At 73.5% G+C, this 24908-nt stretch carries 23 protein-coding genes; 11 read left to right on the top strand and 12 right to left on the bottom strand.

Features of this window, described 5'->3' with window-relative positions; genetic code table 11:
* The first annotated feature begins 53 nt into the window (after positions 1 to 53).
* Entirely contained in the window at positions 54 to 434 is a 381-nt protein-coding gene (trxA, locus tag ACZ4MU_RS26415; protein WP_467881323.1) for a thioredoxin, read from the top strand.
* Between the two features lie 33 nt (positions 435 to 467).
* Here the strand turns inward: trxA and ACZ4MU_RS26420 are convergent, their stop codons facing one another.
* The 5 genes from ACZ4MU_RS26420 to ACZ4MU_RS26440 form a co-directional block, all read right to left on the bottom strand.
* On the bottom strand, positions 468 to 1391 hold the full coding sequence (locus tag ACZ4MU_RS26420) for an AEC family transporter (protein WP_467881326.1): 924 nt from the start codon (positions 1389 to 1391) through the stop codon (positions 468 to 470).
* Between the two features lie 103 nt (positions 1392 to 1494).
* Complete coding sequence (locus ACZ4MU_RS26425; RefSeq protein WP_467881328.1) at positions 1495 to 2931, bottom strand: benzaldehyde dehydrogenase; 1437 nt, start codon at positions 2929 to 2931, stop codon at positions 1495 to 1497.
* Between the two features lie 211 nt (positions 2932 to 3142).
* Positions 3143 to 4327 (bottom strand): thiolase family protein, encoded by a 1185-nt coding sequence (locus ACZ4MU_RS26430; protein ID WP_467881329.1) that lies wholly within the window; start codon positions 4325 to 4327, stop codon positions 3143 to 3145.
* A gap of 214 nt (positions 4328 to 4541) precedes the next feature.
* The gene (locus tag ACZ4MU_RS26435; RefSeq protein WP_467881331.1) at positions 4542 to 4796 is read right to left on the bottom strand and encodes a hypothetical protein; all 255 of its coding nucleotides are present in this window, start codon (positions 4794 to 4796) and stop codon (positions 4542 to 4544) included.
* A gap of 215 nt (positions 4797 to 5011) precedes the next feature.
* The gene (locus ACZ4MU_RS26440) at positions 5012 to 6055 is read right to left on the bottom strand and encodes a LacI family DNA-binding transcriptional regulator (RefSeq protein WP_467881332.1); all 1044 of its coding nucleotides are present in this window, start codon (positions 6053 to 6055) and stop codon (positions 5012 to 5014) included.
* A 176-nt stretch (positions 6056 to 6231) separates the two neighbouring features.
* Here ACZ4MU_RS26440 and ACZ4MU_RS26445 point away from each other — a divergent pair, with 176 nt between their 5' ends.
* A complete protein-coding gene (locus tag ACZ4MU_RS26445; RefSeq protein WP_467881333.1) occupies positions 6232 to 7419 on the top strand; it encodes an ROK family protein in 1188 nt (395 codons plus the stop codon).
* 36 nt (positions 7420 to 7455) lie between these two features.
* On the opposite strand, the gene ACZ4MU_RS26450 is transcribed toward ACZ4MU_RS26445, so the two are convergent.
* Together ACZ4MU_RS26450 and ACZ4MU_RS26455 are read right to left on the bottom strand one after the other, a co-directional pair.
* Positions 7456 to 8490: a glycosyl hydrolase family 18 protein gene (locus ACZ4MU_RS26450; protein ID WP_467881335.1), complete on the bottom strand. Its 1035-nt coding sequence runs from the start codon at positions 8488 to 8490 to the stop codon at positions 7456 to 7458.
* Positions 8491 to 8591: 101 nt separating this feature from the next.
* Positions 8592 to 9416: a TIGR02452 family protein gene (locus ACZ4MU_RS26455; protein ID WP_467881337.1), complete on the bottom strand. Its 825-nt coding sequence runs from the start codon at positions 9414 to 9416 to the stop codon at positions 8592 to 8594.
* A gap of 134 nt (positions 9417 to 9550) precedes the next feature.
* Between ACZ4MU_RS26455 and egtA the strand changes: the two genes are divergently transcribed.
* From egtA to egtD, 4 genes are read left to right on the top strand one after another with little or no spacing between them, the layout of a single operon-like run.
* Complete coding sequence (egtA, locus tag ACZ4MU_RS26460) at positions 9551 to 10804, top strand: ergothioneine biosynthesis glutamate--cysteine ligase EgtA (RefSeq protein WP_467881338.1); 1254 nt, start codon at positions 9551 to 9553, stop codon at positions 10802 to 10804.
* Positions 10801 to 12132 carry an ergothioneine biosynthesis protein EgtB gene (gene egtB, locus ACZ4MU_RS26465; RefSeq protein ID WP_467881340.1) on the top strand — a complete coding sequence of 444 codons (1332 nt, stop codon included), beginning with the start codon at positions 10801 to 10803 and terminating at the stop codon, positions 12130 to 12132. Before egtA ends, egtB begins: the two co-directional genes overlap by 4 nt.
* Positions 12132 to 12911: an ergothioneine biosynthesis protein EgtC gene (gene egtC / locus ACZ4MU_RS26470; RefSeq protein WP_467881341.1), complete on the top strand. Its 780-nt coding sequence runs from the start codon at positions 12132 to 12134 to the stop codon at positions 12909 to 12911. Before egtB ends, egtC begins: the two co-directional genes overlap by 1 nt.
* Positions 12884 to 13882 (top strand): L-histidine N(alpha)-methyltransferase, encoded by a 999-nt coding sequence (gene egtD / locus ACZ4MU_RS26475; protein WP_467881342.1) that lies wholly within the window; start codon positions 12884 to 12886, stop codon positions 13880 to 13882. The genes egtC and egtD overlap by 28 nt, the downstream gene beginning before the upstream one ends.
* Here the strand turns inward: egtD and ACZ4MU_RS26480 are convergent.
* Complete coding sequence (locus ACZ4MU_RS26480; protein WP_467881404.1) at positions 13860 to 15113, bottom strand: extracellular solute-binding protein; 1254 nt, start codon at positions 15111 to 15113, stop codon at positions 13860 to 13862. The two genes, egtD and ACZ4MU_RS26480, sit on opposite strands and share 23 nt — an antisense overlap.
* Positions 15114 to 15341: 228 nt before the next feature.
* Here ACZ4MU_RS26480 and ACZ4MU_RS26485 point away from each other — a divergent pair, with 228 nt between their 5' ends.
* Complete coding sequence (locus tag ACZ4MU_RS26485) at positions 15342 to 15563, top strand: dodecin (RefSeq protein ID WP_358834541.1); 222 nt, start codon at positions 15342 to 15344, stop codon at positions 15561 to 15563.
* 23 nt (positions 15564 to 15586) lie between these two features.
* Here ACZ4MU_RS26485 and ACZ4MU_RS26490 read toward each other — a convergent pair whose 3' ends face one another.
* The gene (locus ACZ4MU_RS26490) at positions 15587 to 16075 is read right to left on the bottom strand and encodes a phosphatase domain-containing protein (RefSeq protein WP_467881343.1); all 489 of its coding nucleotides are present in this window, start codon (positions 16073 to 16075) and stop codon (positions 15587 to 15589) included.
* Positions 16076 to 16122: 47 nt separating this feature from the next.
* Between ACZ4MU_RS26490 and ACZ4MU_RS26495 the strand changes: the two genes are divergently transcribed.
* The 3 genes from ACZ4MU_RS26495 (at position 16123) to ACZ4MU_RS26505 (ending at position 20438) form a co-directional block, all read left to right on the top strand.
* Positions 16123 to 17142: an LLM class flavin-dependent oxidoreductase gene (locus ACZ4MU_RS26495; protein WP_467881345.1), complete on the top strand. Its 1020-nt coding sequence runs from the start codon at positions 16123 to 16125 to the stop codon at positions 17140 to 17142.
* Between the two features lie 10 nt (positions 17143 to 17152).
* Positions 17153 to 19564, top strand: a complete 2412-nt coding sequence (locus ACZ4MU_RS26500; RefSeq protein ID WP_467881347.1) for an ATP-binding cassette domain-containing protein — start codon at positions 17153 to 17155, stop codon at positions 19562 to 19564.
* Positions 19565 to 19763: 199 nt separating this feature from the next.
* A complete protein-coding gene (locus ACZ4MU_RS26505; RefSeq protein ID WP_467881349.1) occupies positions 19764 to 20438 on the top strand; it encodes a hypothetical protein in 675 nt (224 codons plus the stop codon).
* Between the two features lie 59 nt (positions 20439 to 20497).
* Here ACZ4MU_RS26505 and ACZ4MU_RS26510 read toward each other — a convergent pair whose 3' ends face one another.
* Genes ACZ4MU_RS26510 through ACZ4MU_RS26520 form a run of 3 tightly spaced genes read right to left on the bottom strand, consistent with a single transcriptional unit; the run spans position 20498 to position 23916 of the window.
* The gene (locus ACZ4MU_RS26510) at positions 20498 to 21253 is read right to left on the bottom strand and encodes a succinate dehydrogenase/fumarate reductase iron-sulfur subunit (protein ID WP_467881351.1); all 756 of its coding nucleotides are present in this window, start codon (positions 21251 to 21253) and stop codon (positions 20498 to 20500) included.
* Positions 21250 to 23208: a fumarate reductase/succinate dehydrogenase flavoprotein subunit gene (locus ACZ4MU_RS26515; RefSeq protein ID WP_467881352.1), complete on the bottom strand. Its 1959-nt coding sequence runs from the start codon at positions 23206 to 23208 to the stop codon at positions 21250 to 21252. Before ACZ4MU_RS26515 ends, ACZ4MU_RS26510 begins: the two co-directional genes overlap by 4 nt.
* On the bottom strand, positions 23209 to 23916 hold the full coding sequence (locus ACZ4MU_RS26520) for a succinate dehydrogenase (protein WP_467881354.1): 708 nt from the start codon (positions 23914 to 23916) through the stop codon (positions 23209 to 23211). It abuts the gene before it with no gap.
* An 83-nt stretch (positions 23917 to 23999) separates the two neighbouring features.
* On the opposite strand from ACZ4MU_RS26520, the gene ACZ4MU_RS26525 reads away from it, so the two are divergent.
* Positions 24000 to 24887 (top strand): LysR family transcriptional regulator, encoded by an 888-nt coding sequence (locus ACZ4MU_RS26525; RefSeq protein WP_467881355.1) that lies wholly within the window; start codon positions 24000 to 24002, stop codon positions 24885 to 24887.
* Positions 24888 to 24908: the final 21 nt, after the last annotated feature.

The following is a 24908-nucleotide window of genomic DNA, read 5'->3' on the forward strand; positions in this document are numbered from 1 at the left end:
GTCGCCGTTGTGCGAGGCGGCTTCACGGTGAGGCCAGGAAGAGGGAGTGCGTGATGGCGACTGTGGAGCTGACCAAGGAGAACTTCGACCAGGTCGTGTCCGACAACGACTTCGTCCTGATCGACTTCTGGGCCTCCTGGTGCGGTCCCTGCCGGCAGTTCGGCCCGGTCTACGAGGCGGCCTCCGAGCGCCACGAGGACCTGGTCTTCGCCAAGGTGGACACCGAGGCCCAGCAGGAGCTCGCGGCGGCGTTCGAGATCCGTTCCATCCCCACGCTGATGATCGTCCGCGACAACGTGGCGATCTTCTCGCAGCCCGGCGCGCTGCCCGAGGCCGCGCTGGAGGACGTGATCGGCCAGGCGCGTGCTCTTGACATGGACGAGGTCCGCAAGTCGGTCGAGGAGGCCGGCAACGCCGACAACAAGGGCAAGTAGGCCGCTCCGGGGCGGCCCGGGGCCGCCCCCGCCTCAGCCCAGCTGCCAGGCGATCAGTGACAGGGACACCATCGACAGGAGCGTCGAGAGCAGCACGGTGTCCCTGGGCAGCTCGGTGTCCAGGGAGTACTCGGACGCGAAGATGAACGCGTTCTGCGCGGTCGGCAGCCCCGCGCACAGCACCACCGCGAACAGCGCGTGCCCGTCCAGGGCGAAGAGCCAGCGCCCGAGCGCGTAGGCGAGCAGGGGCTGCGCCGCGACCTTCAGCCCCACCAGGATCAGCCGCTCGGTCCGGCCGTCGGCGTCGGTCCTGGCCCGCGCTTTCAGCGACATCCCGAGGGCGAACAGGGCCGACGGTACGGCGGCGCCTCCCAGGATCTGGAGCGGCGAGACCACCTCCGCCGGAAGCCGGAGTCCAAGCCCGGCGACCACCAGGCCCAGCGCGGACGCCCCGATCACCGGGTTGCGGAAGGGCAGTTGGAGGATCCGCGTCCAGCGCTCGCGCCCGGCCCGCCGTACGTCCAGCTCGATCACGACCAGGATCAGCGGCGTGATGAAGAGCATCTGGAAGAGCGCCGCGGCGACGATGAACGAGGTGTCGTGCAGGACGTGCACGGCGACCGGAATGCCCAGGTTCGCGGAGTTGACGTAGGACGCGGCCATCGCGCCTATCGCCTGTTCGCCGCGCTTGCGGTGGAACATCCAGCGGCTGACGAGCAGCCCCGCCGCGAACACCGCGGCCAGGCTCGCCGCGAAGACGGCCACGCCCGGCCGGGCCAGATCGCCAGGGTGCGAACGCGCCATCGTCAGGAACAGCAGCGACGGCATCGCGAAGGTGAAGGCGAACCGGCCCAGCACGTGCTGGGCCTGGTCACCGAGCACCCGGAAGCGCCCGGCGCCCCAGCCGCAGGCGGTGAGCGCCCAGATGGGCAGGAAGCCGCTGATCACTGAATGCACCGCGCAAGCATAGGAGTGCGGTGTGCGGGGTTGATCAGGGCGGTACCGCGTGCCCTACCAGGGGCGCGGGCGACCACCACCGGCCCGCGGCCGACAACGCGCCCTAGAACGGGTGACCCTCCGGGCGGCCCCGCACCGTCGTCCAGCGCAGCTCCGTGAACGCCTCCACGTTCGCCGCGCCCCCGAACCGCGCGCCGGTTCCGGAGGCCGCGACCCCGCCGAAGGGCGCGACCGCCTCGTCGTTGACCGTCTGGTCGTTGATGTGGGCGATCCCGGTCGGGATGCGGTCCGCGAGTTCGAGGCCGAGCGCGGTGTCGCGGGTGACGATGCCGAGGGAGAGCCCGTACGGGCCGTCGGCGGCCAGCGCGGCGGCCTCGTCCAGGGTGCGGAAGGACCGGACGGGCGCGACCGGTCCGAAGACCTCCTCCGCGTACGCCGGGGTGGCGTCGTCGACGTCCGCGAGGACGGTCGGCCGGTAGAACAGCTCCCGGTGGGTGCCGCCCGCGGCGAGCCGGGCACCGCGCGCGGTGCTGGCCCGCACCAGGTCGTGGACCTTGGTGAGCTGGGCCTCGTCGATGAGCGGGCCGAGGTGGACCTGCGCGCGGTAGGGGTCGCCCACGGCCAGCGCGTCGGCCCGGGCGGCGAGCCGCTCCACGTACTCCTCGTAGAGCGAGGCGTGCACGAGGTGGCGGCCGGTGGTCATGCAGATCTGGCCCTGGTGGAAGAAGGAGCCCCAGGAGGCCTGCGCCACCGCGCCCTCGATGTCGGCGTCCTCCAGGACGACCAGCGCGGAGTTCCCGCCGAGCTCCAGATGGGCGCGCTTGAGCAGGCGTCCGGCGGCCTCGCCGACCGCGCGCCCGGCGGCGGTCGAGCCGGTAAAGGAGATGACCGGGACACCGGGGTCCGCGACCAGCGCCTGCCCGGCCCCCACGCCGCCCGGCAGGACGTGCAGGAGCCCCTCGGGCAGGCCCGCCTCCTCGAAGACCGCGGCGAGCGAGAGGCCGCCGCAGACCGCCGTGCGCGGATCGGGCTTGAGGACCACGGCGTTGCCGAGCGCGAGGGCGGGCGCGACCGAGCGGATGGAGAGGATGAGCGGGGCGTTGAACGGGGCGATGACCCCGGTCACCCCGACCGGCACGCGCCGGGTGTAGCTGAGCCTGGGCTCCTCGCTCGGCAGCACCTCACCGAGCGGCCGGGAGGCGAGCGCCGCCGCCTCGTAGCACTCCTGGGCGGCCACGTGCAGCTCGAAGTCGGCCTTGCCGGGTATCGAGCCGGACTCCCGTACTAGCCATTCGCGCAGCTCGTCGGCGTACGCGGTGAACAGGTCGCCCGCGCGGCGCAGGACGGCCGCCCGGACGAAGTGCGGGGAGCGGGCCCAGTCCGGCTGGGCCGCGCGGCCCGCCGCGACGGCGGCGGCGATGTCGTCGGCGGTGGCCAGGGTGAGCGTGCCCAGCCCTTCTCCGGTGGCGGGTTCGGTGACCTCGTACTCACCCCCCGACAGCGTCCGCGCCTGCCAGGTCTTGGGGTCGAGCAGGGTCATGAAGGATCTCCAGTCTCACGCGGGATCGAGGGGAGGCCATGATCACGGGGAAGTCCCGTGCGGCATCCTAGTCCGGCACTCCCGGGAAACACCCCTCGCCCGCCTCACCTGACACACCGGCAGCTCTGTTGCTCCGGGCGGCAGTTGATCCGGAGGGTGGCGGTCCGCCCCCGTCCTCAGCTCGCGCCCATCCCGCGCTCAGCCGTGCCCCTCAGCGCTCCAGGACCAGCGCCAGCCCCTGGCCGACGCCGATGCAGAGCGCGGCCAGTCCCACGCCCGAGCCCGCGGCGGCCAGTTGGTGGGCGACCGCCCCGGCGAGCCGGGCGCCCGAGGCGCCTAGCGGGTGGCCGATGGCGATGGCGCCGCCGCGCGGGTTGACCACGGCCGGATCCAGCTCCGGCCACTCGGCGAGACACCCCAACGACTGGGCGGCGAAAGCCTCGTTGAGCTCGAAGACGCTCAGGTCCCCCAGCGCCCGGCCCGCCTTGGCCAGCGCGGTGCGGACCGCCTCGACGGGGCCGAGGCCGAAGAGCTGCGGCTCGATCCCGGTGACCGCGGAGGCGCGGATCCGGGCCAGCGGCTCGCGGCCGGTGGCGCGCAGGCCCTCCTCGTCCACCAGGAGCAGGGCCGCGGCGCCGTCGTTGAGCGGCGAGGAGTTGCCCGCGGTCACCGAACCGCCCTCGCGGAAGGCGGGCTTGAGCCGGGCGAGCGCCTCCATGGTGGAGGACTCGCGGATGCACTCGTCGCGGGCGAGGCCGACGCCCTCGTACGGGACCACCTCGTCGTCGTACAGGCCCTTCGCCCAGGCCTCGGCGGCCTTGCGGTGGCTGTCCAGGGCGAACGCGTCCTGCTGCTCGCGGGACAGGGCGTGCCGGTCCGCGATCAGCTCCGCGCCCTCACCGAGCCCGACGGTCCACTCGGCGGGCATCCTCGGGTTGGTCATCCGCCAGCCGAGCGTGGTCGACCAGAGCTGCTGGTGCCCGGCCGGGAAGGCGCGCTCGGGCTTCTGCATGACCCAGGGGGCGCGGGACATCGACTCCACCCCGCCCGCGACCGCGATGTGCGCGTCACCGAGCGCGAGGGCGCGGGCGGCCTGGATGACGGCCTCCAGACCCGAGCCGCACAGCCGGTTGACGGTGACGCCGGGGACCGTCACCGGCAGCCCGGCGAGCAGCACCGCCATCCGGGCCACATCGCGGTTGTCCTCGCCCGCGCCGTTGGCGTCGCCGAAGTACACGTCGTCGATACGGGCCGGGTCGAGCTCCGGGGAGCGGGCGACGAGCGACTTCACCACGTGCGCGGCCAGGTCGTCGGGCCGCACTCCGGCGAGCGCTCCCCCGAACTTGCCGATGGGGGTGCGCACGGCGTCCACGATGTACACGTCCCGGATGCTCATCCGCTTCTCTCCCGCTGCCCGGTCGGCCGCGCCGCGGGGTGCTCGACACCCCCGGTCCGGCCCACTCTGTTCGCCCGGTGAACTCTGGTTCACGATCAGGGCCGAGTCTCGGTCCGCCCCGGCGCGCTGTCAACGGCCCCTGGGGGACGACCCGGCCCGACCCGGCCCGCCTGGGGAGGCTGGCCGGGGAGTCCGGGTCGACGGCGGCGCTCGGTCACTCGGGGGCGATGAGCGCGGTGAGGCCGTAGTCGAGCTCCGAGCCGTCCACGAGGATGGCCTCCACGGTACGGGTGGCGGGGTCCACGTCGGCGACGACGCCGTGTCCGGCGTAGCGCGGGTAGCCGGTCTCGCCGGTCTCGCCCGTCGCCTCGACGAGGGCGGAGCGGACGGCGCTGTCGGCCACGGACGCGGTGCCGCGGGTCTCCACGTGGGAGGGGACGATGAGGACGACCAGGCGCGAGGGGTGCATGGGGGGACGGTAGGGGCGCGGGGACGGCGGGGGGAGGGTGCCACTCCGCCGGTGGCCGGATTTTTGCCCTGTTCCGGTGGCGGCGAGAGGCCTGGAGGGCATGCCTTCGACGCGTGCCTTCACGGCGGGCGTCGTTCGGGTCGCGACGGCTTCGGTCCTGCCTCGGACGTGCGTCCCCGCCCCCGCGGCCCGGGCACGATCCGGTTGAACAAGCCTCAGGTGGACTCGCGCCGCACCAGGCTCGCCCCCATCAGGTCCCGCCGCTCCCCCACCGCCGCGGGGTCGCGTACCGCCGCGTCCACCAGCTCCGCCAGCCGGCGCCCCGCGACCAGGTCGATGTTGACCGTGGTGAGCCGGGGACGCAGAAGGGTGCCCAGGAGGAGGTTGTCGGCGCCGACGACCGCCGTCTGCGCGGGGACGTCGATGCCCGCGTCCTGGAGGGCGCGCATCAGGAGCATCGCGTACTCGTCGTTGTAGGCGAACACCGCGTCCAGGCCAAGGCCCCGCCAGCGCCCGGCCAGTGCGGTGGCGGCCTCCTCCTCGTACGCCAGCTCCAGCGGCTCGACCACCGCGTCCGTGCCCGCGAGGGCCTTGCGTGCGCCTGCCAGGCGGGGCCCGGAGAAGTACTCGAGACCCGGTTCGGCGGGCACCACGACACCGATCCTGCGGTGGCCGCGCTCCAGCAGATGGGCGACCGCGCACCGCCCTATCGCCCGCTGGTCCATCGGCAGCGCGTGCGCGCCCTCGACGCGCCGCGGGCCGAGCGTGACCACCGCCCGCGCCCCGGCCCGCTTCAGCACGTCGACGCCCCGCGCGGTCAGTTCGGTGTCGCCGAGCGAGATCACGGCGACCGGGCGCAGCTCGGCCCAGGCGCGGGCCGCGTCGTCGGCGCCGAGGCCGAGGCTGCCGTACTGCACCACCGTGTAGTCCAGGCGCCGCAGCGCCCCTTGCAGTTCGTTCAGGAGGCGGCCGAAGAGCGGGCCGACCGGGAGGTGCCCGCTGGGCAGCAGCACGATCCGGGTGCGGCCGGCGCGCAGGCTGCGGGCCGCGGCGTGCGGCACATAGCCCAGCTCCTCGGCCGCCTCGCGCACCCGGGCCCGGGTGGGCTCGCTGATGCGCACGGCCGAGGCGTTGTTGAGGACGTAGCTCACCGTGGCACGGGAGACTCCGGCCAGCCGGGCCACGTCGGCGCTGGTCGGCACGGGCCGTTCGGCGGGCTGCGGCTGCGGCTGCTGCGGCTGCTTCGAGGGATCGCTCATCGCGTTCGGCATCCTCGCAGAAGCACCGGTGTCCCGGTCCGGCGGTTGGCCGAAGTCGCCCCGGCGGAACCGGATGTGATTCCGGCCGGACTCGGCCCGGGCGCCCGGAAAACCTTCGGGGGCCTACTCCCGTGGTCGCCGGTGAACGGTCGGGAGCGATACGTGAGAATGAGCGGATGACCAGCAGCGACGAGGGTGAGCAACCCTGGAACCCCCAGCGTCAGCGCAACAGCAACGAGCGGCTGCTGCTCGACCGGCTGCGCGCGGGCGGCCCCTCGTCACGGGCCCAGCTCGCCCGCGAGAGCGGGCTGTCCAAGCCCACGGTCTCCAGCGCGCTCGCCGCGCTCGCCGCCACCGGCCTGGTCCGCGAGGCCGGCACGCACATCCCCGAGCGCGGCCGGTCCGCGGTGCTCTACGCCCCGGATCCGACCGCCGGGTACGCGCTGGGCGTCGACATCGGGCGGGCCTGGCTGCGGGTGGCGCTCGCGGACCTGGACGGCACGGTGGTGGCGCGCTCGGAGGTCCGCAACCAGGCGCGCACCTCCGGCACCATGGCCGGCCTCGTGGTCACCACCGCCCATCAACTCGTCGCCGAATCGGGCGTGGACGTGGAGAAGATCGCCCAGGCGGTGGTCGGCACGCCCGGGGTGTACGACGCGGAGAAGCGCCGGGTGCGCTACGCCCAGCACCTGCCCGGCTGGGGCCGGCCCGGCCTGTTCGACCGGATGCGGGACGGGCTCGGGATGCCGCTGGCCGTCCACAACGACGCCAATCTGGCGGCGCTGGGCGAGTACACCTTCGGCGTCGGGGCGGGCAGCCGCCTCTTCGTGTACGTACTGATCGGCACCGGGCTCGGCATGGGCGTGGTCAGCGAGGGTCGGCTCTTCACCGGGGCGCACGGCGGCGCAGGCGAGATCGGTTTCCTGCCGTGGCCCGGCCGGCAGAAGCCGGACACCCTGGAGGACGCGGTCTCCGGGGACGCGGTGGTGGCGGCGGCCCGCTCGCACGGCATGGCCGGGCCGCTCACGGCGAAGGACGTCTTCGACGCGGCGCGGGCCGGGGACCCGGCGGCGGTCAAGGCGGTCGAGCTGGAGGGTGAGCGCCTGGCCCACACCGTGGCGGCGGTCGCCGCGGTGCTCGACCCGGACCTGGTGGTGCTGGGCGGAGGCGTGGGGCACAGCGCGGACCTGCTGCTGCGGACGGTCCGCGCGACCCTGCGCACCCTGACCCCGCTGCGTCCGAAGGTGGCGCCGAGTTCGCTCGGTGAGGACGCGGTGCTGCTCGGCGCGGTGGCGACGGCGCTGGGCACGGCCCGGGACGTGACCTTCGAACGGCGCACGCGCTCCGGTCACCCGGGGCGCTGACCGGGCGTTCGGAGCGTTGAGCGGACACTCGCCCGGTCAGGTCCTGGCCAGCACCGGCCACACGGCCGGGTCCTCGAAGTTCAGGGCCCACAGGGAGGTGGTGCGGACCCCGTGGCGGGCCAGGACCGGCAGATCGGCCTCGACGCCCCGGGCGTCCTGGTACCAGACCTCGCGGGCCGTGTCTCCGTCCCGGTAGCCGAAGTGGGGGGTCTGGGATACGGGGTCGAGCTGGTACGGCGCGCCCTTCGCCGTGCGCAGGGCCTCCGCCTCCCGCCAGGTGACGTGCCGGGCCCGGCCGCCGCCGGTGGCGGGCCAGTCCCAGCCGTAGGCGGGCAGCGCCATCTCGATCCGGTCGGGCGGGATCAGCACGGTGGCGCGGCGCAGGATGTCCTCGTACCAGTCGACCCCGGCCAGCGGGCCGGGAGTGCCGCCCGACCAGTGCCGGTCGTACGCCATGATCCGCACCCGGTCGGCGGCTCGGCCGAGCGCCGCGTAGTCCCAGACGCGGCCGGTGGTCGCGGTCTGCGGTGACACGGTGCTGACGCACTTCTTGGCGAGGGCGTGCAGCCGGGCGCAGAGCTCGCCGATGAAGACGGCGTAGGCCGCCCGCACCGCCGGATAGTCGGCGTCGCCGGTCGGGGCGATGGACTCGTAGTCGATGTCGAGGCCGTCGTAGGAGCGGCTGCCGACCACCGTCAGCAGGGCCGTGATGTGCGTGGCGCGCTTGGCCGGGTCGGTGAGGATCGCGGCGAGGGCGCCGGGCTGCATCGTCTCCATGACGGTGGGGACCACCGCGATCCCGGCGGCGTGCAGCCCGTCGACGACGCGCCGGTCTCCCGCGCCGGGATGCCCGTCGATCCGCTCGGCGCCGACCGCCTGGTACCAGAACGGGCTGACGGTGTGCAGCTGGGCCGCGTGGCGCAGGGCGTCCTGGTAGGCGCCCTCCTGGTCCCAGTAGGGCAGCCAGGCCGAGACGGACCGCGGCGGCGCGGGTTCGGCGGCCGAGGGGGGCGGCGCGGCGAGGACGGCGAGGACGGCGGCGAGCAGCGCCGCGAGGGATCGGGTGATCATGCTCCGAGCCTGGCGGCCGCCCGCCGCCGGGGCCCGCGCCCGCTGCGCCGTCCGGCGCAACCAGGGGGTCCGCGCTCACCCCCGGCAGGCGGCGCGGGACGTCACGCCGCCGCGAACACCTCCTCGAAGGCCCGCAGCGTCGCACGGCCGGCCGTGCGGTCCAGGACCGCGAAGACCACCTCGTCGAAGTGGCGGGCGAAGCGGCCCGTGCCCGTGAGGTGGGCGTGGAAGGCCCCCGCCACCTGCGCCGGGTCGTTGCGGAAGACGCCGCAGCCCCAGGCGCCGAGCACCAGGCGCCGGTAGCCGCAGTGGGTCGCGGTCTCCAGGACGCGCTCGGCGCGCCGGGCGAGGGCCGGGGCGATACGGTCCACGTCCTGGGGTGCCCGCCCGCGGATCACTCCCGCGTTGGGCGCGGGGCAGGTGAGGAAGCCGATCCGGAACGGCTCGTCGAGGAGGCGGCCCCGGTCGTCGCGGAAGACCGGCACACCGGGTGAGTGGATCACCCGGTCGGTGTAGAGGACATCGCGGTCGGCGCGGTGGTGCTCGTAGAATCCGGGCGCCCGCAGCAGCGTCGGGTACAGCGCGGAGGAGCGGCACAGCGCCTCCTCCTGGGCCTGGGCCCCGTTCAGGAAGCCGCCGCCGGGGTTGCGCGCGGAGGCGAAGTTGAGCACGGCCACCTCGCCGGGGCCCTCGCCGACCAGGCGCCGGGCCGCCTCCAGGCTGCTCTCGCCGGTCACCGCGCACAGGCCGGAGCGGTCGGTGTCGGGCGTCACGGGCACCGGGCCGGGGCCGAAGAGCCGGGTTCCTTCGACGGCCGCCGCCACCCAGGCGGCGATCGCGACCGTGGACCCGCCGGGCGCCTCGTACGCTCCGGCCTCGGTGATCTCCACGGTGTGGCGCGCGAGGTCGCGCAGTCGTGCACTCATATTTAGCATCGTTGACGCCAGGAGAACACTCCCGCAACATACTTTCCGTCCGGATGGGCACTCTTGTGCGAGAAGACGGCAGTGGCTTAGGTGGGACAGTGCACCGAAAACGCCCCCGCGTCGGGGAAACGACCATGCTGACCAGACAGTTCACCGAAACGGAAGCGGATGATCTGCTCCGCTGCATCTGTTTCAAGACCGGTCCACCTCGGGCCGTCGGGGTCGAAGTGGAGTGGCTGGTCCATGATCTCCACGACCCGCGCCTGCCCGTCGCGCACGACCGACTCGCCGCCGCCTACGCCTCGTTGAGGACGTTGCCCCTGCGGTCGGCACTCACCGTCGAACCCGGCGGCCAGCTGGAGCTCAGCTCGCTGCCCGCCGGTTCCCTCATGGAGTGCGTCGACTCCGTGGCGGCCGATCTCCGAGCCGTCCGGGCCGCTCTTCGCCCCAGGGACCTGACCCTGACCGGGCTCGGCCAGGAGCCGTGGCAGCCGCCGCGCCGCTTTCTGCACGATCCCCGCTACGACGCCATGGAAGCCCACTTCGACCGGACCGGACCGGCGGGACGGGCCATGATGTGCGCCTCCGCCTCCGTCCAGGTCTGCCTCGACGCCGGATACGAGGAGCCGGGCCCGCTCGGCTTCGGACGCCGCTGGCGCATGGCCCACCTCCTCGGCGCGGTCCTGGTCGCCGCCTTCGCCAACTCCCCCCGCCAGGAGGGCAGAGCCACCGGCTGGCGCTCCTCCCGGCAGGCGGTGTGGACCGGCATCGACCCCGTACGGGCGCTGGCGCCGCCGCTGGACGCCGAGCCCCGGGCGGCCTGGGCCGCGCACGTACTGGACGCGCCGGTGATGTGCGTGCGCTCCGAGGGCGCCGCCTGGGACGCGCCGGAGGGGCTCACCTTCCGCCAGTGGCTGCGCACCGGCGAGCCGCGCCCGGCCACCCGCGAGGACCTCGACTACCACTTGACCACGCTGTTCCCGCCGGTGCGGCCGCGCGGGCACCTGGAGCTGCGCATGATCGACGCGCAGCCCGGTGAGGACGGCTGGATCGTCCCGCTCGCCGTGACCACCGCGCTCTTCGACGACCAGGAGGCGGCCGAGACCGCCTACCGGGCCGTCAAGTGCCTGGCGGAGAAGGCCGGTTCGCAGCCCGCGCCGCGCAATCCGCTCTGGGCCGGCGCCGCCCGCGCGGGGCTCGCCGACCCCGAGCTGCGCGAGGCCGCCGGGATCTGCTTCGCCGCCGCGCTGGAGGCACTGCCCCGGCTCGGCGCCACCACCGAGGTCCGCGAGGCGGTCGCCGCCTTCACGGACCGCCATGTCGTACGGGGCCTCTCCCCCGCGGACGTCCCGTCCGCGCCCGCCCCCGGGAAGGAATCCTCCTCATGACCGGCCCCGAACCGACCGGAGCGGACGCCACCGACCCCGAGGCGCTGCGCCGCCGCGCCCTGACGGCCCTGACCGCCGCCCGGGCGCGCACCGCCACCCTCACCTCCTGCGTCGACGACCACGACCTCACCGCCCAGCACTCTCCGCTGATGTCGCCGCTGGTCTGGGACCTGGCGCACATCGGCAACCAGGAGGAGCAGTGGCTGCTGCGGGCCGTCGCCGGGCGGGACGCGATGCGCCCGGAGATCGACTCGCTGTACGACGCCTTCGAGCACCCGCGCGCCGCCCGCCCCTCGCTGCCGCTGCTCTCCCCGGCCGAGGCGCGCCGGTACGCCGCGGAGGTGCGCGGGCGGGCGCTGGACGTCCTGGAGTCCACCCCGCTGGAGGGCGGTCCCCGCCTGATCGACGCGGGCTTCGCCTTCGGGATGGTCGCCCAGCACGAACAGCAGCACGACGAGACCATGCTGATCACCCATCAGCTCCGCAAGGGCCCGGCGGCACTCTCCGCGCCCGAGCCGCCGGACGGCACCACCGCGGACCTGCCCCGCGAAGTCCTCGTCCCCGGCGGCCCGTTCACCATGGGCACCTCCGCCGAGCCCTGGGCGCTGGACAACGAGCGCCCCGCCCACCACCGCATCGTCCCCGCCTTCCACCTCGACACCACCCCGGTGACCTGCGGCGCGTATCTGCGGTTCATCGAGGACGGCGGCTACAGCGACGAGCGCTGGTGGGAGCCGAAGGGCTGGGCCATGGTGCGCCGGCACAACCTCACCGCGCCGCTGTTCTGGCGGGAGGAGGGCGGTCAGTGGCTGCGCCGCCGGTTCGGGGTGACCGAGCCCGTACCGCTGGACGAGCCGGTGCTCCACGTCAGCTGGTACGAGGCCGACGCCTACGCCCGCTGGGCCGGGCGGCGGCTGCCCACCGAGGAGGAGTGGGAGAAGGCGGCCCGGTACGACCCCGCCACCGGCCGCTCCCGCCGCTACCCGTGGGGCGACGCCGACCCCACGTCCGACCACGCCAATCTGGGCCAGCGCCATCTGCGCCCGGCCCCGGCGGGCGCCTATCCGGCGGGCGCCTCCCCGCTGGGCGTACGGCAGCTGATCGGGGACGTGTGGGAGTGGACGTCCAGCGACTTCATGCCCTACCCGGGCTTCGTCGCCTTCCCCTACCGCGAGTACTCGGAAGTGTTCTTCGGACCCGACCACAAGGTGCTGCGCGGGGGTTCGTTCGCCGTGGACCAGGTGGCCTGCCGGGGCACCTTCCGCAACTGGGACCTGCCCGTGCGGCGCCAGATCTTCGCCGGGTTCCGGACCGCGAGGAACGCCTGATGTGCCGTCATATCGCCTTCGTCGGAGAGCCGTCGGCGCTGGGTGAGCTCCTGGTCAGCCCGCCGCACGCGCTGTACCGGCAGTCCTGGGCGCCGCGCAGGCAGCGGCACGGCACGGTCAACGCCGACGGCTTCGGGGTCGGCTGGTACGCCGAGGGCGACCCCGTGCCGGGCCGCTACCGCCGGCCCGGGCCGATCTGGGCCGACCCCTCGTTCGCGGACCTGGCCCGGGTGGTGCGCACCGGCGCGCTGCTCGCGGCGGTACGGGACGCCACCGAGCCGGGCCCGGACAACGAGGCCGCCGCCGCGCCCTACGCCGCCGGGCCCTGGCTCTTCAGCCACAACGGGGCGGTGCGGGGCTGGCCCGGCTCGCTCGCGTCCCTGGCCGCCGCCCTGCCCGCCAAGGAGCTGCTGCGCCTGGAGGCGCGCTGCGACTCCGCGCTGGTGTGGGCCCTGCTGCTGCACCGGCTGCGGGCGGGCGACGAGCTGGGCGGGGCGCTCGCCGAGACGGTGACCGAGGTCGCCGCCGCTGCCCCGGACTCCCGGCTGAACCTGCTGCTCACGGACGGCGTGAGCATCGCCGCCACCGCCTGGGGCGACACCCTGTGGTACCTGGCCCGGCCGGGCGTGCGCACGGTCGTCGCCTCGGAGCCCTACGACGACGATCCGCACTGGCACGAGGTCCCCGACCGCACCCTGCTGGCCGCGACCCGTACCGACGTTGTACTGACCCCCCTCAAGGAGCCTTCCTCGTGCACCAGTCCCACCCGTTCCAGCTGACCCGCACCCTGCCCGAGGACGCCACCGGGGCCGCGCTGCGCGCCGACGTGCTGCACGGGCTGACGGCACACCCCAAGACCCTGCCGCCCAAGTGGTTCTACGACGCCCGGGGCAGCGAACTGTTCGAGGAGATCACCCGGCTCGACGACTACTACCCCACGCGCGCGGAGCGGGAGATCCTCGACCAGCGGGCCGCCGAGATCGCGGCGGTCTCCGGGGCCCGCACCCTGGTCGAGCTGGGCTCGGGGTCCTCCGAGAAGACCCGGCTGCTGCTGGACGCGCTGCCGGACCCGCTCACGTACATCCCGGTGGACGTCAGTGAGAGCGCGCTGACCGGGGCCGCCGCGGCGCTGATCGCGGAGCGGCCCGCGCTCGGTGTGCACGCGCTGATCGCCGACTTCACCCGGCCGCTCGACCTGCCCGCAACGCCCGGGCCGCGCCTGGTGGTCTTCCTGGGCGGCACGATCGGCAATCTGCTGCCGGACGAGCGCGCGCGGTTCCTGGCCTCGGTCGCCGCGGTGATGGAGCCGGGTGACAGTTTCCTGCTCGGCACCGACCTGGTGAAGGAGGAGTCGGTCCTGGTGCGGGCCTACGACGACCGGGAAGGGGTGACGGCCGAGTTCAACAAGAACGTCCTCGCCGTCATCGACCGCGAGCTCGGCGCCGACTTCGACCTCGACGACTTCGGCCACGTGGCGCGCTGGGACGCCGACCGCGAGTGGATCGAGATGCGGCTGCGGGCCCGCGCCGACCTCGCCGTCAAAATCCCCGAACTGGACCTCGTGGTCCGCTTCGAGAAGGGCGAGGAGCTGCGCACCGAGATCTCGGCGAAGTTCCGCCCCGAGGGGGTACGGGCGGAGCTCGCGGCCGCCGGGCTGAGTGCCACCCACTGGTGGACGGACGCCGAGGGCCGCTTCGCGCTGTCGCTGTCGGTCCTGAAGGACGCCGTCACGGGAACAGCAGCGAGCTGATCCGCGTGGAGGCCGCCCTGGCCGCCGTCCTCGGGTCGGCCCCCGTGAGGACGGCGGTCATGTACGGCTTGATGGGGTTGTCGGCCTCGACGGCGGCCCACTGGGGCGAGTTGGGCGTGGCCCGGCCCCGGGCCGCGCCCTGCGCCATCGCGGCCGTGCCCGCCTGGTTCTCCACGGCGGCCGCGAGCGCGGGCTTGTTCGGCACGTAGCTCATGGTGGCGGCGAGGTCCCGCTGCCACTTCTCCCCGGCCAGCGCCTTGACCACCTCCACGGCCTCGGTGCGGTGCGCGGACCGCTTGGGCACGATCAGGTCCGAGCCGCCGGTGAAGACCGCGCCGGGGGCGGCGGCGGTCTTGCCGGGGACGGGGAAGTAGCCGAGCTTGCCCGCGAGGGCGGGGTCGGCCTTCTCGATGGCCTTGGCCGTGCCCGGGACGGCGACGATCTGGGCGACGCCGCCCCTGGCGAAGACCTCGGCCTGCGGGGGCGTGGCCTCGTCGGCGTTCTTGGGGCCGCCGCCCAGCGCCTGGAGCCGGCGGTAGAAGTCCATGCCGCGCAGGGCGGCGGGCGTGGCGAGGGTGCCGGTCCACTCCCCCGCGCTCTCCTGGGCCAGCTCGCCGCCCTCGTCCCAGACGAACCCGGCGAGGGTGTACCAGTCCTGTCCGGCGAGGTAGATGCCCTGGGTGGCGCCGGTGTTGAGCTTCTCGGTGTCGCTCAGCCACTCGGCCCGGGTCCTGGGGGCCTTGGTGATGCCGGCCGCCCGGAACAGGTCCTTGTGGTAGATCACCACGCGGTTCGCCGCGTACCAGGGGATGCCGTACTGCACCCCGTCCACCCTGCCGGGCTCCGCCAGGCCCGGCAGCCAGTCGGCGCTGCCCCAGTCGCGCAGGGACTCCAGGGTGAGGTCGAGCAGTCCGCCGCTGGCGGCGTACTGCGAGACCTGGGTGTTGCCGACCTCGATGACGTCGGGCCCCTCACCGGACTTGAGGGCGGCGGTCACCTTCTGCCCGATGCCCGTCCATTCCTGGATCCGTACGTCGAGCCTGACCGAGCGGTGCTCCTTCTCGAACGCCTCGGTGAACCGCTTGATGAAGTCGTCGGAGGCGCTGTCCTTCATCAGCCAGACGGTGACGGTGGTGGTGGAGTGGCCGCCGACACCCGGCAGAGCGCCGCAGCCGCCGAGCGCGAGGGCCGTGAGGAGCACGACGGGGACGTGGAGGAAGCGGTTCTTCACGGAGGTCACCTTCTGCGTCATGGCACGGGCAGTCATGACCCGACGTGGGGAAAGCGCGGACGGCTCTTCCGGGGAAGGGGCTGTTGGCCAGTTCGGGTGCGGCCGATTTTGGTCTGTACCAATGGGCGGGTCAAGCCCCGTTGCGCAACCGATTCCGGGACCGACGTCTCGCGAACCGGCGCGAGGTGCGGCACGGTGGAGGGACGCGACGAAGAGGAGTGCACCTCCATGTCCAATCACACGTACCGCGTCACCGAGATCGTCGGCACCTCCCCCGAGGGCGTCGACCAGGCCATCCGCAACGGCGTCGCCCGCGCCGCGCAGACCCTGCGCAACCTGGACTGGTTCGAAGTCACCCAGGTGCGCGGCCAGATCGCCGACGGGCGGGTCGAGCACTACCAGGTGGGTCTGAAGGTCGGCTTCCGGCTGGACGACGACCAGGAGGTGTGAGCGCGGACGAGGGGGGCGCCCTCTCAGGTGCGCCCCTCCCGCTCCTGCGCGTCCTTCAGCGTCCCGGTGGGCACCGCCCACCGCGCCCGTACGACGGGGAAGCCCGCCCGTTCGGCGGCGTCGCACACCAGCTCGTCGTCGTCCACCAGCATCCGGACCTCGCGTCCCGCCCCCAGCCGGCGCAGCAGCTCCAGCTTGGTGGTCCGGGCCGGCCTGCGGTCGGCGTTGGGCCGCATGTGGAGCGTCCCGTCCGGCAGGCCCTGCGCGGCCAGCCATGCCCGGGTGTCCCGGCGGCAGCGCTCGGGCCTGCCGGTCAGGTAGACGATCTCGCACTCCAGCGCCGCCGCCAGGCACAGCGCGACGCCCTCCGCCAGGGGCGGATCGGCCGGGGCGGCGGCGAAGAAGGCGTTCCAGTCGCGCCGGGCACCTTCCAGGAAGTGCTGGCGGTGGCCGCTGTCCGCGAGCGTGCCGTCGAGGTCGAACACCGCCAGTGGCCTGCTGTTCTCCGTCATGCGCCCACCCTAGGGAATCCTGGCGCCGTGAGGACGTTGAAGCCTGTGTGAGCTCAGTGATCGCGTCGACGCGCTTCTCCGTCCTGGACCGCTCCCGTACCCGCGCGGGGCACGACGGCCCCGGCGCCCTGCGGGACACCGTGGCCCTCGCCCGGGAGGCCGAGCGGCTGGGCTACCACCGCTTCTGGGTCTCCGAGCACCACAGCGTGCCGGGGGTGGCGGGCTCCGCGCCGACCGTGCTCGCCGCGGCCGTCGCCGCCGCGACCTCCACGATCCGGGTCGGCACGGGCGGGGTGATGCTCCCCAACCACCAACCGCTGGTGGTGGCCGAGCAGTTCGGCGTACTGGAGTCGCTCTTCCCCGGCCGGATCGACATGGGGCTTGGCCGTTCGGTCGGTTTCACCGACGGCATCCGCAAGGCACTGGGCCACGGCAAGGAGGACGCCGACATGTTCCCCGAGCGGCTGACCGAGCTGCTCGGATACTTCGACGGTACGCAGCGGGTCCACCCGCAGGTGCACGCGCGCCCCGCCGAGGGCCTGCGCGTCCCCGCCTTCGTGCTCGCCACCGGTCAGGGCGCCCGGCTCGCCGCCGAGGCCGGGCTGCCGCTGGTCGTCGCCGCCGTGCGCGGCGAGGACGCGATGCTGCGGGTGATCGACGACTACCGCGCCGCGTTCCGGCCCTCCGCCTGGAGTGAGCGCCCCTACGTGGTGCTCTCCGGCACGGTCGCGGTGGCGAAGACGGCCGAGGAGGCCCACCGCGTGCTGCTGCCGGAGGCGTGGTCCACGGCGTACTCGCGCACCCGGGGCGCGTTCCCGCCGCTCTCCCCGGCCGAGGAGATCGAGGCGCTCGCGATGACCGAGCGCGAGCGCGCCCTGTTCGAGGAGGCCCTGCACGGCCAGATCCACGGCACCGAGGACGAGGTCGGGGCCGCCCTGGAGAAGCTGCTGACGCGCAGCGCGGCCGACGAGTATCTGGTCACCACGAGTACGTACGACCGCGCGGCCCTGCTGGACTCCTACCGGCGACTGGCCCGGCTCGCGGGTCTGACCAGCGTGTCCGCCTAGGATTTCCGGTATGCCAAGCCCCGCGCGACCCGCCACGGACCCCACCGGCCAGGCCCACGACCCCTTCGTACGGGTCACCGGCGCCCGCGAGCACAACCTGCGCGGGGTCGACGTGGCCGTCCCCCGGGACGCGCTGGCGGTCTTCACCGGGGTCTCGGGGTCGGGGAAGTCCTCGCTCGCCTTCGGGACGATCTACGCGGAGGCCCAGCGGCGCTACTTCGAGTCGGTGGCGCCCTACGCGCGGCGCCTCATCCACCAGGTGGGCGCGCCGAAGGTCGCGGAGATCTCGGGGCTGCCGCCCGCCGTCTCGCTGGAGCAGCGGCGCTCCTCACCGACCTCGCGCTCCTCGGTGGGCACGGTCACCACGCTCTCCAACTCGCTGCGGATGCTGTTCTCCCGTGCGGGCACCTACCCGGCGGGCGCCGCACGCCTGGACTCGGACGCCTTCTCGCCCAACACGGCGGCCGGGGCCTGCCCCGAGTGCCAGGGGCTCGGCCGGGTCCACCGCACCAGCGAGGAGCTGCTCGTCCCCGACCCCTCGCTGTCCATCCGCGAGGGGGCGATCGCGGCCTGGCCGGGCGCCTGGCAGGGCAAGAACCTGCGGGACGTCCTCGACGCCCTCGGCCACGACGTCGACCGGCCCTGGCGCGAGCTGCCGGCGCGGGAGCGCCACTGGATCCTGTTCACGGACGAGCAGCCGGTGGTCACCGTGCACCCGGTGCGGGACGCGAGCCGCATCCAACGCCCGTACCAGGGCACGTACATGAGCGCCCACCGCTATGTGATGAAGACGTTCGCGCAGAGCAGGAGCGCGGCGCTGCGCGCCAAGGCCGAGCGCTTCCTGACCGCCGCCGACTGCCCGGTCTGCGGCGGGAGCCGGCTGCGGCCGGAATCCCTCGCCGTCACCTTCGCCGGCCGCACCATCGCGGAGCTGGCCGCGCTCCCCCTGGACGCGCTCGCCGAGCTGCTGCGCACCGGCGGCGGCGGCCCCACGGCCGAGGTCCTGACCGGCGACCTGCTCAGCCGGATCGCTCCCGTCACCGAGCTCGGCCTCGGCTACCTCAGCCTCGACCGGACCGCGCCCACCCTGTCCGCCGGGGAGCTGCAGCGGCTGCGGCTCGCCACCCAGCTGCGGTCGGGGCTCTTCGGGGTGGTGTACGTGCTGGACGAGCCGTCGGCGGGTCTGCACCCGGCCGACACCGAGGCCCTGCTCACGGTCCTGGACCGGCTCAAGGCGGCCGGGAACTCGGTGTTCGTCGTAGAGCACCACCTCGATGTGATGCGGCACGCCGACTGGCTGGTGGACGTGGGTCCGTACGCCGGCGAGCACGGCGGACGGGTGCTGCACAGCGGGCCGCCGGGGGCGCTGGCGGAGGTCGCCGAGTCGCAGACCCGCCGCTTCCTCTTCGACACCGCGCCCGCCCCGGTCCGCGCGGTGCGCGAGCCGTCGGGGTGGCTGAAGGTCGGGCCGGTGACCCGGCACAATCTGCGGGGCCTGACGGCCGAGCTGCCGCTGGGCGTGTTCACGGCGGTGACGGGGGTGTCGGGCTCGGGCAAGTCCACCCTGCTGGGTGAGGTGACCAACCAACTGCCCGGTGTGGGCCGTCTGGTGAGGGTCGATCAGAAGCCGATCGGCCGCACCCCCCGGTCCAACCTCGCCACGTACACCGGTCTCTTCGACGTCGTCCGCAAGCTCTTCACCGCCACCGAGGAGGCTCGGGCGCGCGGCTACAAGGCGGGGCGGTTCTCCTTCAACGTGCCCGGCGGACGCTGCGAGACCTGCCAGGGCGAGGGGTTCGTCTCGGTGGAGCTGCTCTTCCTGCCGAGTACGTACGCACCCTGCCCGGACTGCCACGGGGCCCGGTACAACCCCGAGACGCTGGAGGTCACCCACCGGGGGCTCACCATCGCCCAGGTGCTGGACCTGACGGTGGAGGCGGCGGCGGAGTTCTTCGCGGACACCCCGGGCGCCGCCCGGAGTCTGAGCGCGCTGCTCGCCGTGGGGCTGGGCTATCTGCGCCTGGGGCAGCCCGCCACCGAGCTCTCGGGCGGCGAGGCCCAGCGCATCAAGCTGGCCTCCGAGCTCGTCGGGGCCTCCCCCGCCGGAGCGGAACCGAGAGCCCGGGGAAGCGTACGCCGGGAGCACACGCTCTATGTGCTGGACGAGCCCACCACCGGGCTGCACCCGGCCGATGTGGAGGTGCTGCTGCGCCAGTTGCACGGACTGGTCGACGCGGGCCACTCGGTGGTGGTGGTCGAACACGACATGACGGTGGTGGCGGGCGCGGACTGGGTGGTCGACCTCGGTCCCGGCGGGGGCGAGGCGGGCGGCAGGATCGTGGCGGCGGGCCCGCCGCGCGATGTCGCCTCGGCGGGGGTGGGACGCACGGCCGCGTATCTGGCGAGGGCGCTCGACGGCTGACGAAGGCCGGGGAACCGGCCGCGGGATCAGTAGCAGATCCCTCCCCGAGAGCAAGCTGACGGCCCGTCAATTCCTGGCGTGCGGGCGGCTGTTCGGCCCACAGGAGCTGACTTACCCTCAAGTTCACCAGGGTATGACGTCACCTCCGTTCCTCCTCGCACCCCCACACCATCGAAGCCGTTCGACCGAGGAGCCCCCCATGGCAACCCGCAGACTTCGCGCGCCCGCGGCCCTCGTGGCCACCGCGGCCGCCCTCACCCTCGGCGCCACCACCGCCGCGGGCGCCACCGCCCCCGGCTCCACCACCGTGAACCCGGCCGGGCACTCCTTCACCGCCAAGCTCAGCGGCAAGGCCGTCTTCACCGCCGGCACCACCACCATGACCTGTACGGTCTCCGTCTCCGCCCCCAACGGACCGCCCGCCAACAAGGTCCCCGCCGCCCCCGGCAACCACAACGCCGCGGGACCGGTCTCCGCCACCATCAACCCGCCGACCTTCAGCAGCTGCACCACCAGCGTCTTCGGCGTCGGGGTGACCGTCACCAGCAACGCCACCAACGGCGCCTGGAGCATCTCGGCCCAGAACGGCGCGCCCGTATCGGCCGGGCTCACCATGCCCAGGGCCGGGGTCGTCATCAGGACGAGCGGTCTGGCCAGCTGTACGCTCACCGCCTCGCCCACCGGACCCAGCAGCGTCAACGGCACCTGGACCAACGGCGCCCCGTCCAGGCTCGCCATCGCCAACGCCCCCGTGGCGGCCACCGGGACCGGCGGCTTCCTCTGCCCGACCGGCGACCAGACGGCCACCTTCTCCGCCACCTACGACGTCACGGACACCACCGACCCGGCGCAGCAGATCACCGTGACGAGCTGAACCGCCCGTACACCGGCGGTGTGCCCCGGACCCTGGGCCCGGGGCACACCTCTCCCGCCTCAGCGCCCGGCCTTCCGCGCCTTCCTGGTCGCGCGCAGCCACTCCTTGTTCATCGCCGCGATGGAGGGAAGCGGGATGCCCTTGGGGCAGGCAGTGGCGCACTCTCCGGTGAGGGTGCAGCCGCCGAAGCCCTCCGCGTCCATCTGGCCCACCATGTCCAGCACCCGGGTCTCGCGCTCGGGCGCGCCCTGCGGCAGGACGTTCAGATGGTTGACCTTGGCCGAGGTGAAGAGCATCGCCGAGCCGTTGGGGCAGGCCGCCACACACGCGCCGCAGCCGATGCACTCGGCGTGCTCGAAGGCGAAGTCGGCGTCCGGCTTGGGCACCGGGGTGGCGTGCGCCTCGGGCGCGGCTCCGGTGGGGGCGCTGATGTAGCCGCCCGCCTGGATGATCCGGTCGAAGGCCGAGCGGTCCACCACCAGGTCCTTCACCACCGGGAAGGCCGCCGCCCGCCAGGGCTCGACGTCGATGGTGTCGCCGTCCCGGAAGGCCCTCATGTGCAGCTGGCAGGTGGTGGTGCGCTCGGGTCCGTGCGCGTCGCCGTTGATGACCAGGCTGCACGCGCCGCAGATGCCCTCGCGGCAGTCGTGGTCGAAGGCGACCGGGTCCTCGCCGGAGAGGATGAGCTCCTCGTTGAGCGTGTCGAGCATCTCCAGGAAGGACATGTCGGCCGAGATGCCGTCCACCTCGTAGGTGGACATCGCTCCGTCGGCGTCGGCGTTCTTCTGCCGCCAGACGCGCAGGGTGAGCTTCATGCGTAGCTCCGCTGGGTGGGGTGGACGTACTCGAAGACGAGGTCTTCCTTGTGCAGGACGGGGGCGGCGCCGGTCTCCGTGAACTCCCAGGCGGCGGCGTAGGAGAACTCCTCGTCGCGCCGGGCCGCCTCGCCCTCGGGGGTCTGGGACTCCTCGCGGAAGTGGCCGCCGCAGGACTCGGCGCGGTGCAGCGCGTCGAGGCACATCAGCTCGGCGAGCTCCAGGTAATCGACGACGCGGTTGGCCTTCTCCAGGGACTGGTTGAACTCCTCGCCGGTGCCCGGGACCCTGATGCGGCGCCAGAACTCCTCGCGGATCCGCGGAATGCGCTCCAGCGCCTTGCGCAGCCCTTCCTCGGTGCGGGCCATTCCGCAGTACTCCCACATGAGTTCGCCGAGTTCGCGGTGGAAGGAGTCGGGAGTGCGGTCGCCGCGGACGGCGAGCAGCAGGTGGAGCCGGTCCTCGGTCTCGGCGACGGCTTCGGCGACCGCCGGGTGCTCGTCGGTGACCGGCTCCAGGTGCGGGTGGCGCGCCAGGTAGTCGTTGATGGTGGCGGGGAGTACGAAGTAGCCGTCGGCGAGACCCTGCATCAGGGCCGAGGCGCCGAGCCGGTTGGCGCCGTGGTCGGAGAAGTTGGCCTCCCCGATCGCGAAGAGCCCGGGAAGGGTGGTCTGGAGGTCGTAGTCGACCCACAGTCCGCCCATCGTGTAGTGCACGGCGGGGTAGATCCGCATCGGCACCTCGTAGGGGTTCTCGGCGGTGATCCGCTCGTACATCTCGAAGAGGTTGCCGTACCTCTCCTCGACCTTGTCGCGCCCCATCCGCGCGATGGCGTCCGCGAAGTCGAGGTAGACGCCCTGGCCGCCGGGGCCCACCCCGCGTCCCTCGTCGCAGACGTTCTTGGCGGCGCGCGAGGCGATGTCGCGCGGGACGAGGTTGCCGAAGGAGGGGTAGATCCGCTCCAGGTAGTAGTCGCGCTCGTCCTCGGGGATCTCGGCGGCCGGGCGGGTGTCGCCCTTGGCCTTCGGCACCCAGATCCGGCCGTCGTTGCGCAGCGACTCACTCATCAGGGTCAGCTTGGACTGGTGCTCGCCGGTGCGCGGAATGCAGGTGGGGTGGATCTGGGTGAAGCAGGGGTTGGCGAAGTAGGCGCCGCGCCGGTGGGCCCGCCACACCGCGGTGGCGTTGGAGTTCATGGCATTGGTGGAGAGGTGGAAGACGTTGCCGTAGCCCCCGGTGGCGAGGACCACCGCGTCGGCGAAGTAGGTGTCGATCCGGCCGGTGACCAGGTCGCGGGCGACGATGCCGCGCGCCCGGCCGTCCACCACGACCAGGTCCAGCATCTCGGTGCGGGCGTGCAGTTCGACGTTGCCCGCCGCGATCTGCCGCGAGAGCGCCTGGTAGGCGCCGAGCAGCAGTTGCTGGCCGGTCTGGCCGCGCGCGTAGAAGGTGCGGGAGACCTGGACGCCGCCGAAGGAGCGGGTGTCGAGGAGTCCGCCGTACTCGCGCGCGAAGGGCACGCCCTGGGCCACGCACTGGTCGATGATCTCCACGGAGATCTCCGCGAGGCGGTGGACGTTGGACTCCCGGGCCCGGAAGTCACCGCCCTTGACGGTGTCGTAGAACAGGCGCCGGACGGAGTCGCCGTCGTTGCGGTAGTTCTTGGCGGCGTTGATGCCTCCTTGCGCGGCGATGGAGTGGGCGCGGCGCGGGGAGTCCTGGAAGCAGAACTGGACGACGTGGTAGCCCTGTTCGGCCAGGGTCGCGCCCGCGGAGCCGCCCGCGAGCCCGGTGCCGACGACGATCACGGTGTGCTTGCGGCGATTGGCCGGGTTGACGAGCTTCGCCTCGAAGCGGCGGGTGTCCCAGCGCTCGGCGACGGGCCCCGAGGGCGCCTTGGTGTCGGCGACCGGCTCGCCGAGGGTGTAGCGCGTGTAGTCGTTGGACAAGGTCATTCAGCTCACCACTCCGGTCATGACGGCGACGGGGACGGCGACGAAGCCGGCGGTCAGTACCAGCGCGAGGACGGTGCCCAGGGTCTTGAGGAACCGGTCGCGGGCCGCGCTGCCGGCGCCCAGGGTCTGGGCCGCGCTCCAGAAGCCGTGCTGGACGTGCAGGCCGAGGGCGAGCGTCGCCGCGATGTAGACGGTGTTGCCGTACCAGGTGGAGAAGGTGTCGACCACGTTCTGGTACGGGTGCCCGGACTGGAAGCCGCCGGGGTGCGCGGTTCCGGTCGTCAGGTCCAGGATGTGCCAGACGATGAAGAGCCCGAGGATGACCCCGCCCCAGCGCATGGTGCGGGTGGCGTAGCTCGCCCGGGGGCGCTTGTGCGCGTACTGGCTGGGGCGGGCCCTGATGTCCCGGCGGCTCAGCTGGTACGCGCAGACCGCGTGCGCGACGACGGCGGCGACCAGCACCACCCGGATGATCCAGAGCGCCCACTCGTAGTGCAGGAACGGCTCGCCGACGGCGCGCAGCCAGTGGGCGTACCCGTTGAAGTCGCCCGCACCGAAGAAGATCTTGAGGTTGCCGAACATGTGGACGGCCAGATAGGTCAGCATGATCAGACCGCTGACGGCCATGACCGCCTTCTTGCCGACGGTGGAGTCCCACACGGTGCGCGTCAAGGACGGTTTTCGGTCCGTCCGCGTTGCCAGAGCCATGCCGTAGACGCTAGGGGCCGAGGTCCCCAGAGGTCCAAGACATGAATACGTTCATTTCCATAGTCGTGGCCTATCGTAGCTCCATGCAGTTCCAGCAGCTCCTCTACTTCGTGGCCGTCGCCGAGACCCGCCACTTCACCCGCGCCGCCGAGCGGGTCCATGTCGCGCAGCCCTCGCTCTCCCAGCAGATCAGGGCGCTGGAGAAGGAGCTGGGCGCCGAGCTGTTCAGCCGCGCCCGGGGCAACATCGCGCTGACCGACGCGGGCGAGGCACTGCTGCCGCTGGCCCGCCGCATCCTCGCCGACGCCGACACCGCCCGGATCGAGGTGCAGGAGCTGGCTCAGCTGCGGCGCGGCCGGGTCCGGCTCGGCGCCACCCCGAGCCTGTGCACCGGGCTGCTGCCGGACGTGCTGCGCGCCTTCCACGACCGCCATCCGGGCATCCAGCTCCTGATCGAGGAGGGCGGCTCGCACGATCTCGTACGGGAGCTGGCGCGCGGCGCCCTCGACCTCGCCCTGGTGGTGCTGCCGCTGCCGCCCGGCTCCCCGGCGCTCAGGACCGTCGAGCTCATCCACGAGGACCTGGTGGTCGTCTCGGCCGCCGGCGAACCGGCCCCCGGCACCGACGGCCGCGTCCACATCCGCGATCTGCGCGAGGCGCCGCTGGTCATGTTCCGGCACGGCTACGACCTGCGGGAGCTCACCGTGGCCGCCTGCCGCGCCGAGGGCTTCGAGCCGGTCTTCACCGTCGAGGGCGGCGAGATGGACGCGGTGCTCGGCTTCGTACGGGCCGGGCTCGGCATCGCGGTGGTGCCGAGCATGGTCGCCTCCCGGGCCGGCCGCGACCTGCGGGTCACCCCGCTGGCCCGCCCGGGTCTGCGCCGTACGATCGCGCTCGCCCACCGCAGCGACGTGGACCCGCCGCGCGCCGCGCGCGAACTGCGGCGGGTCCTGCTCGGCGTCGGGGCCTGACCCCGGTGCCGCGGCACCGGG

It is taken from the genome of Streptomyces sp. NPDC026377 (assembly GCF_055567715.1).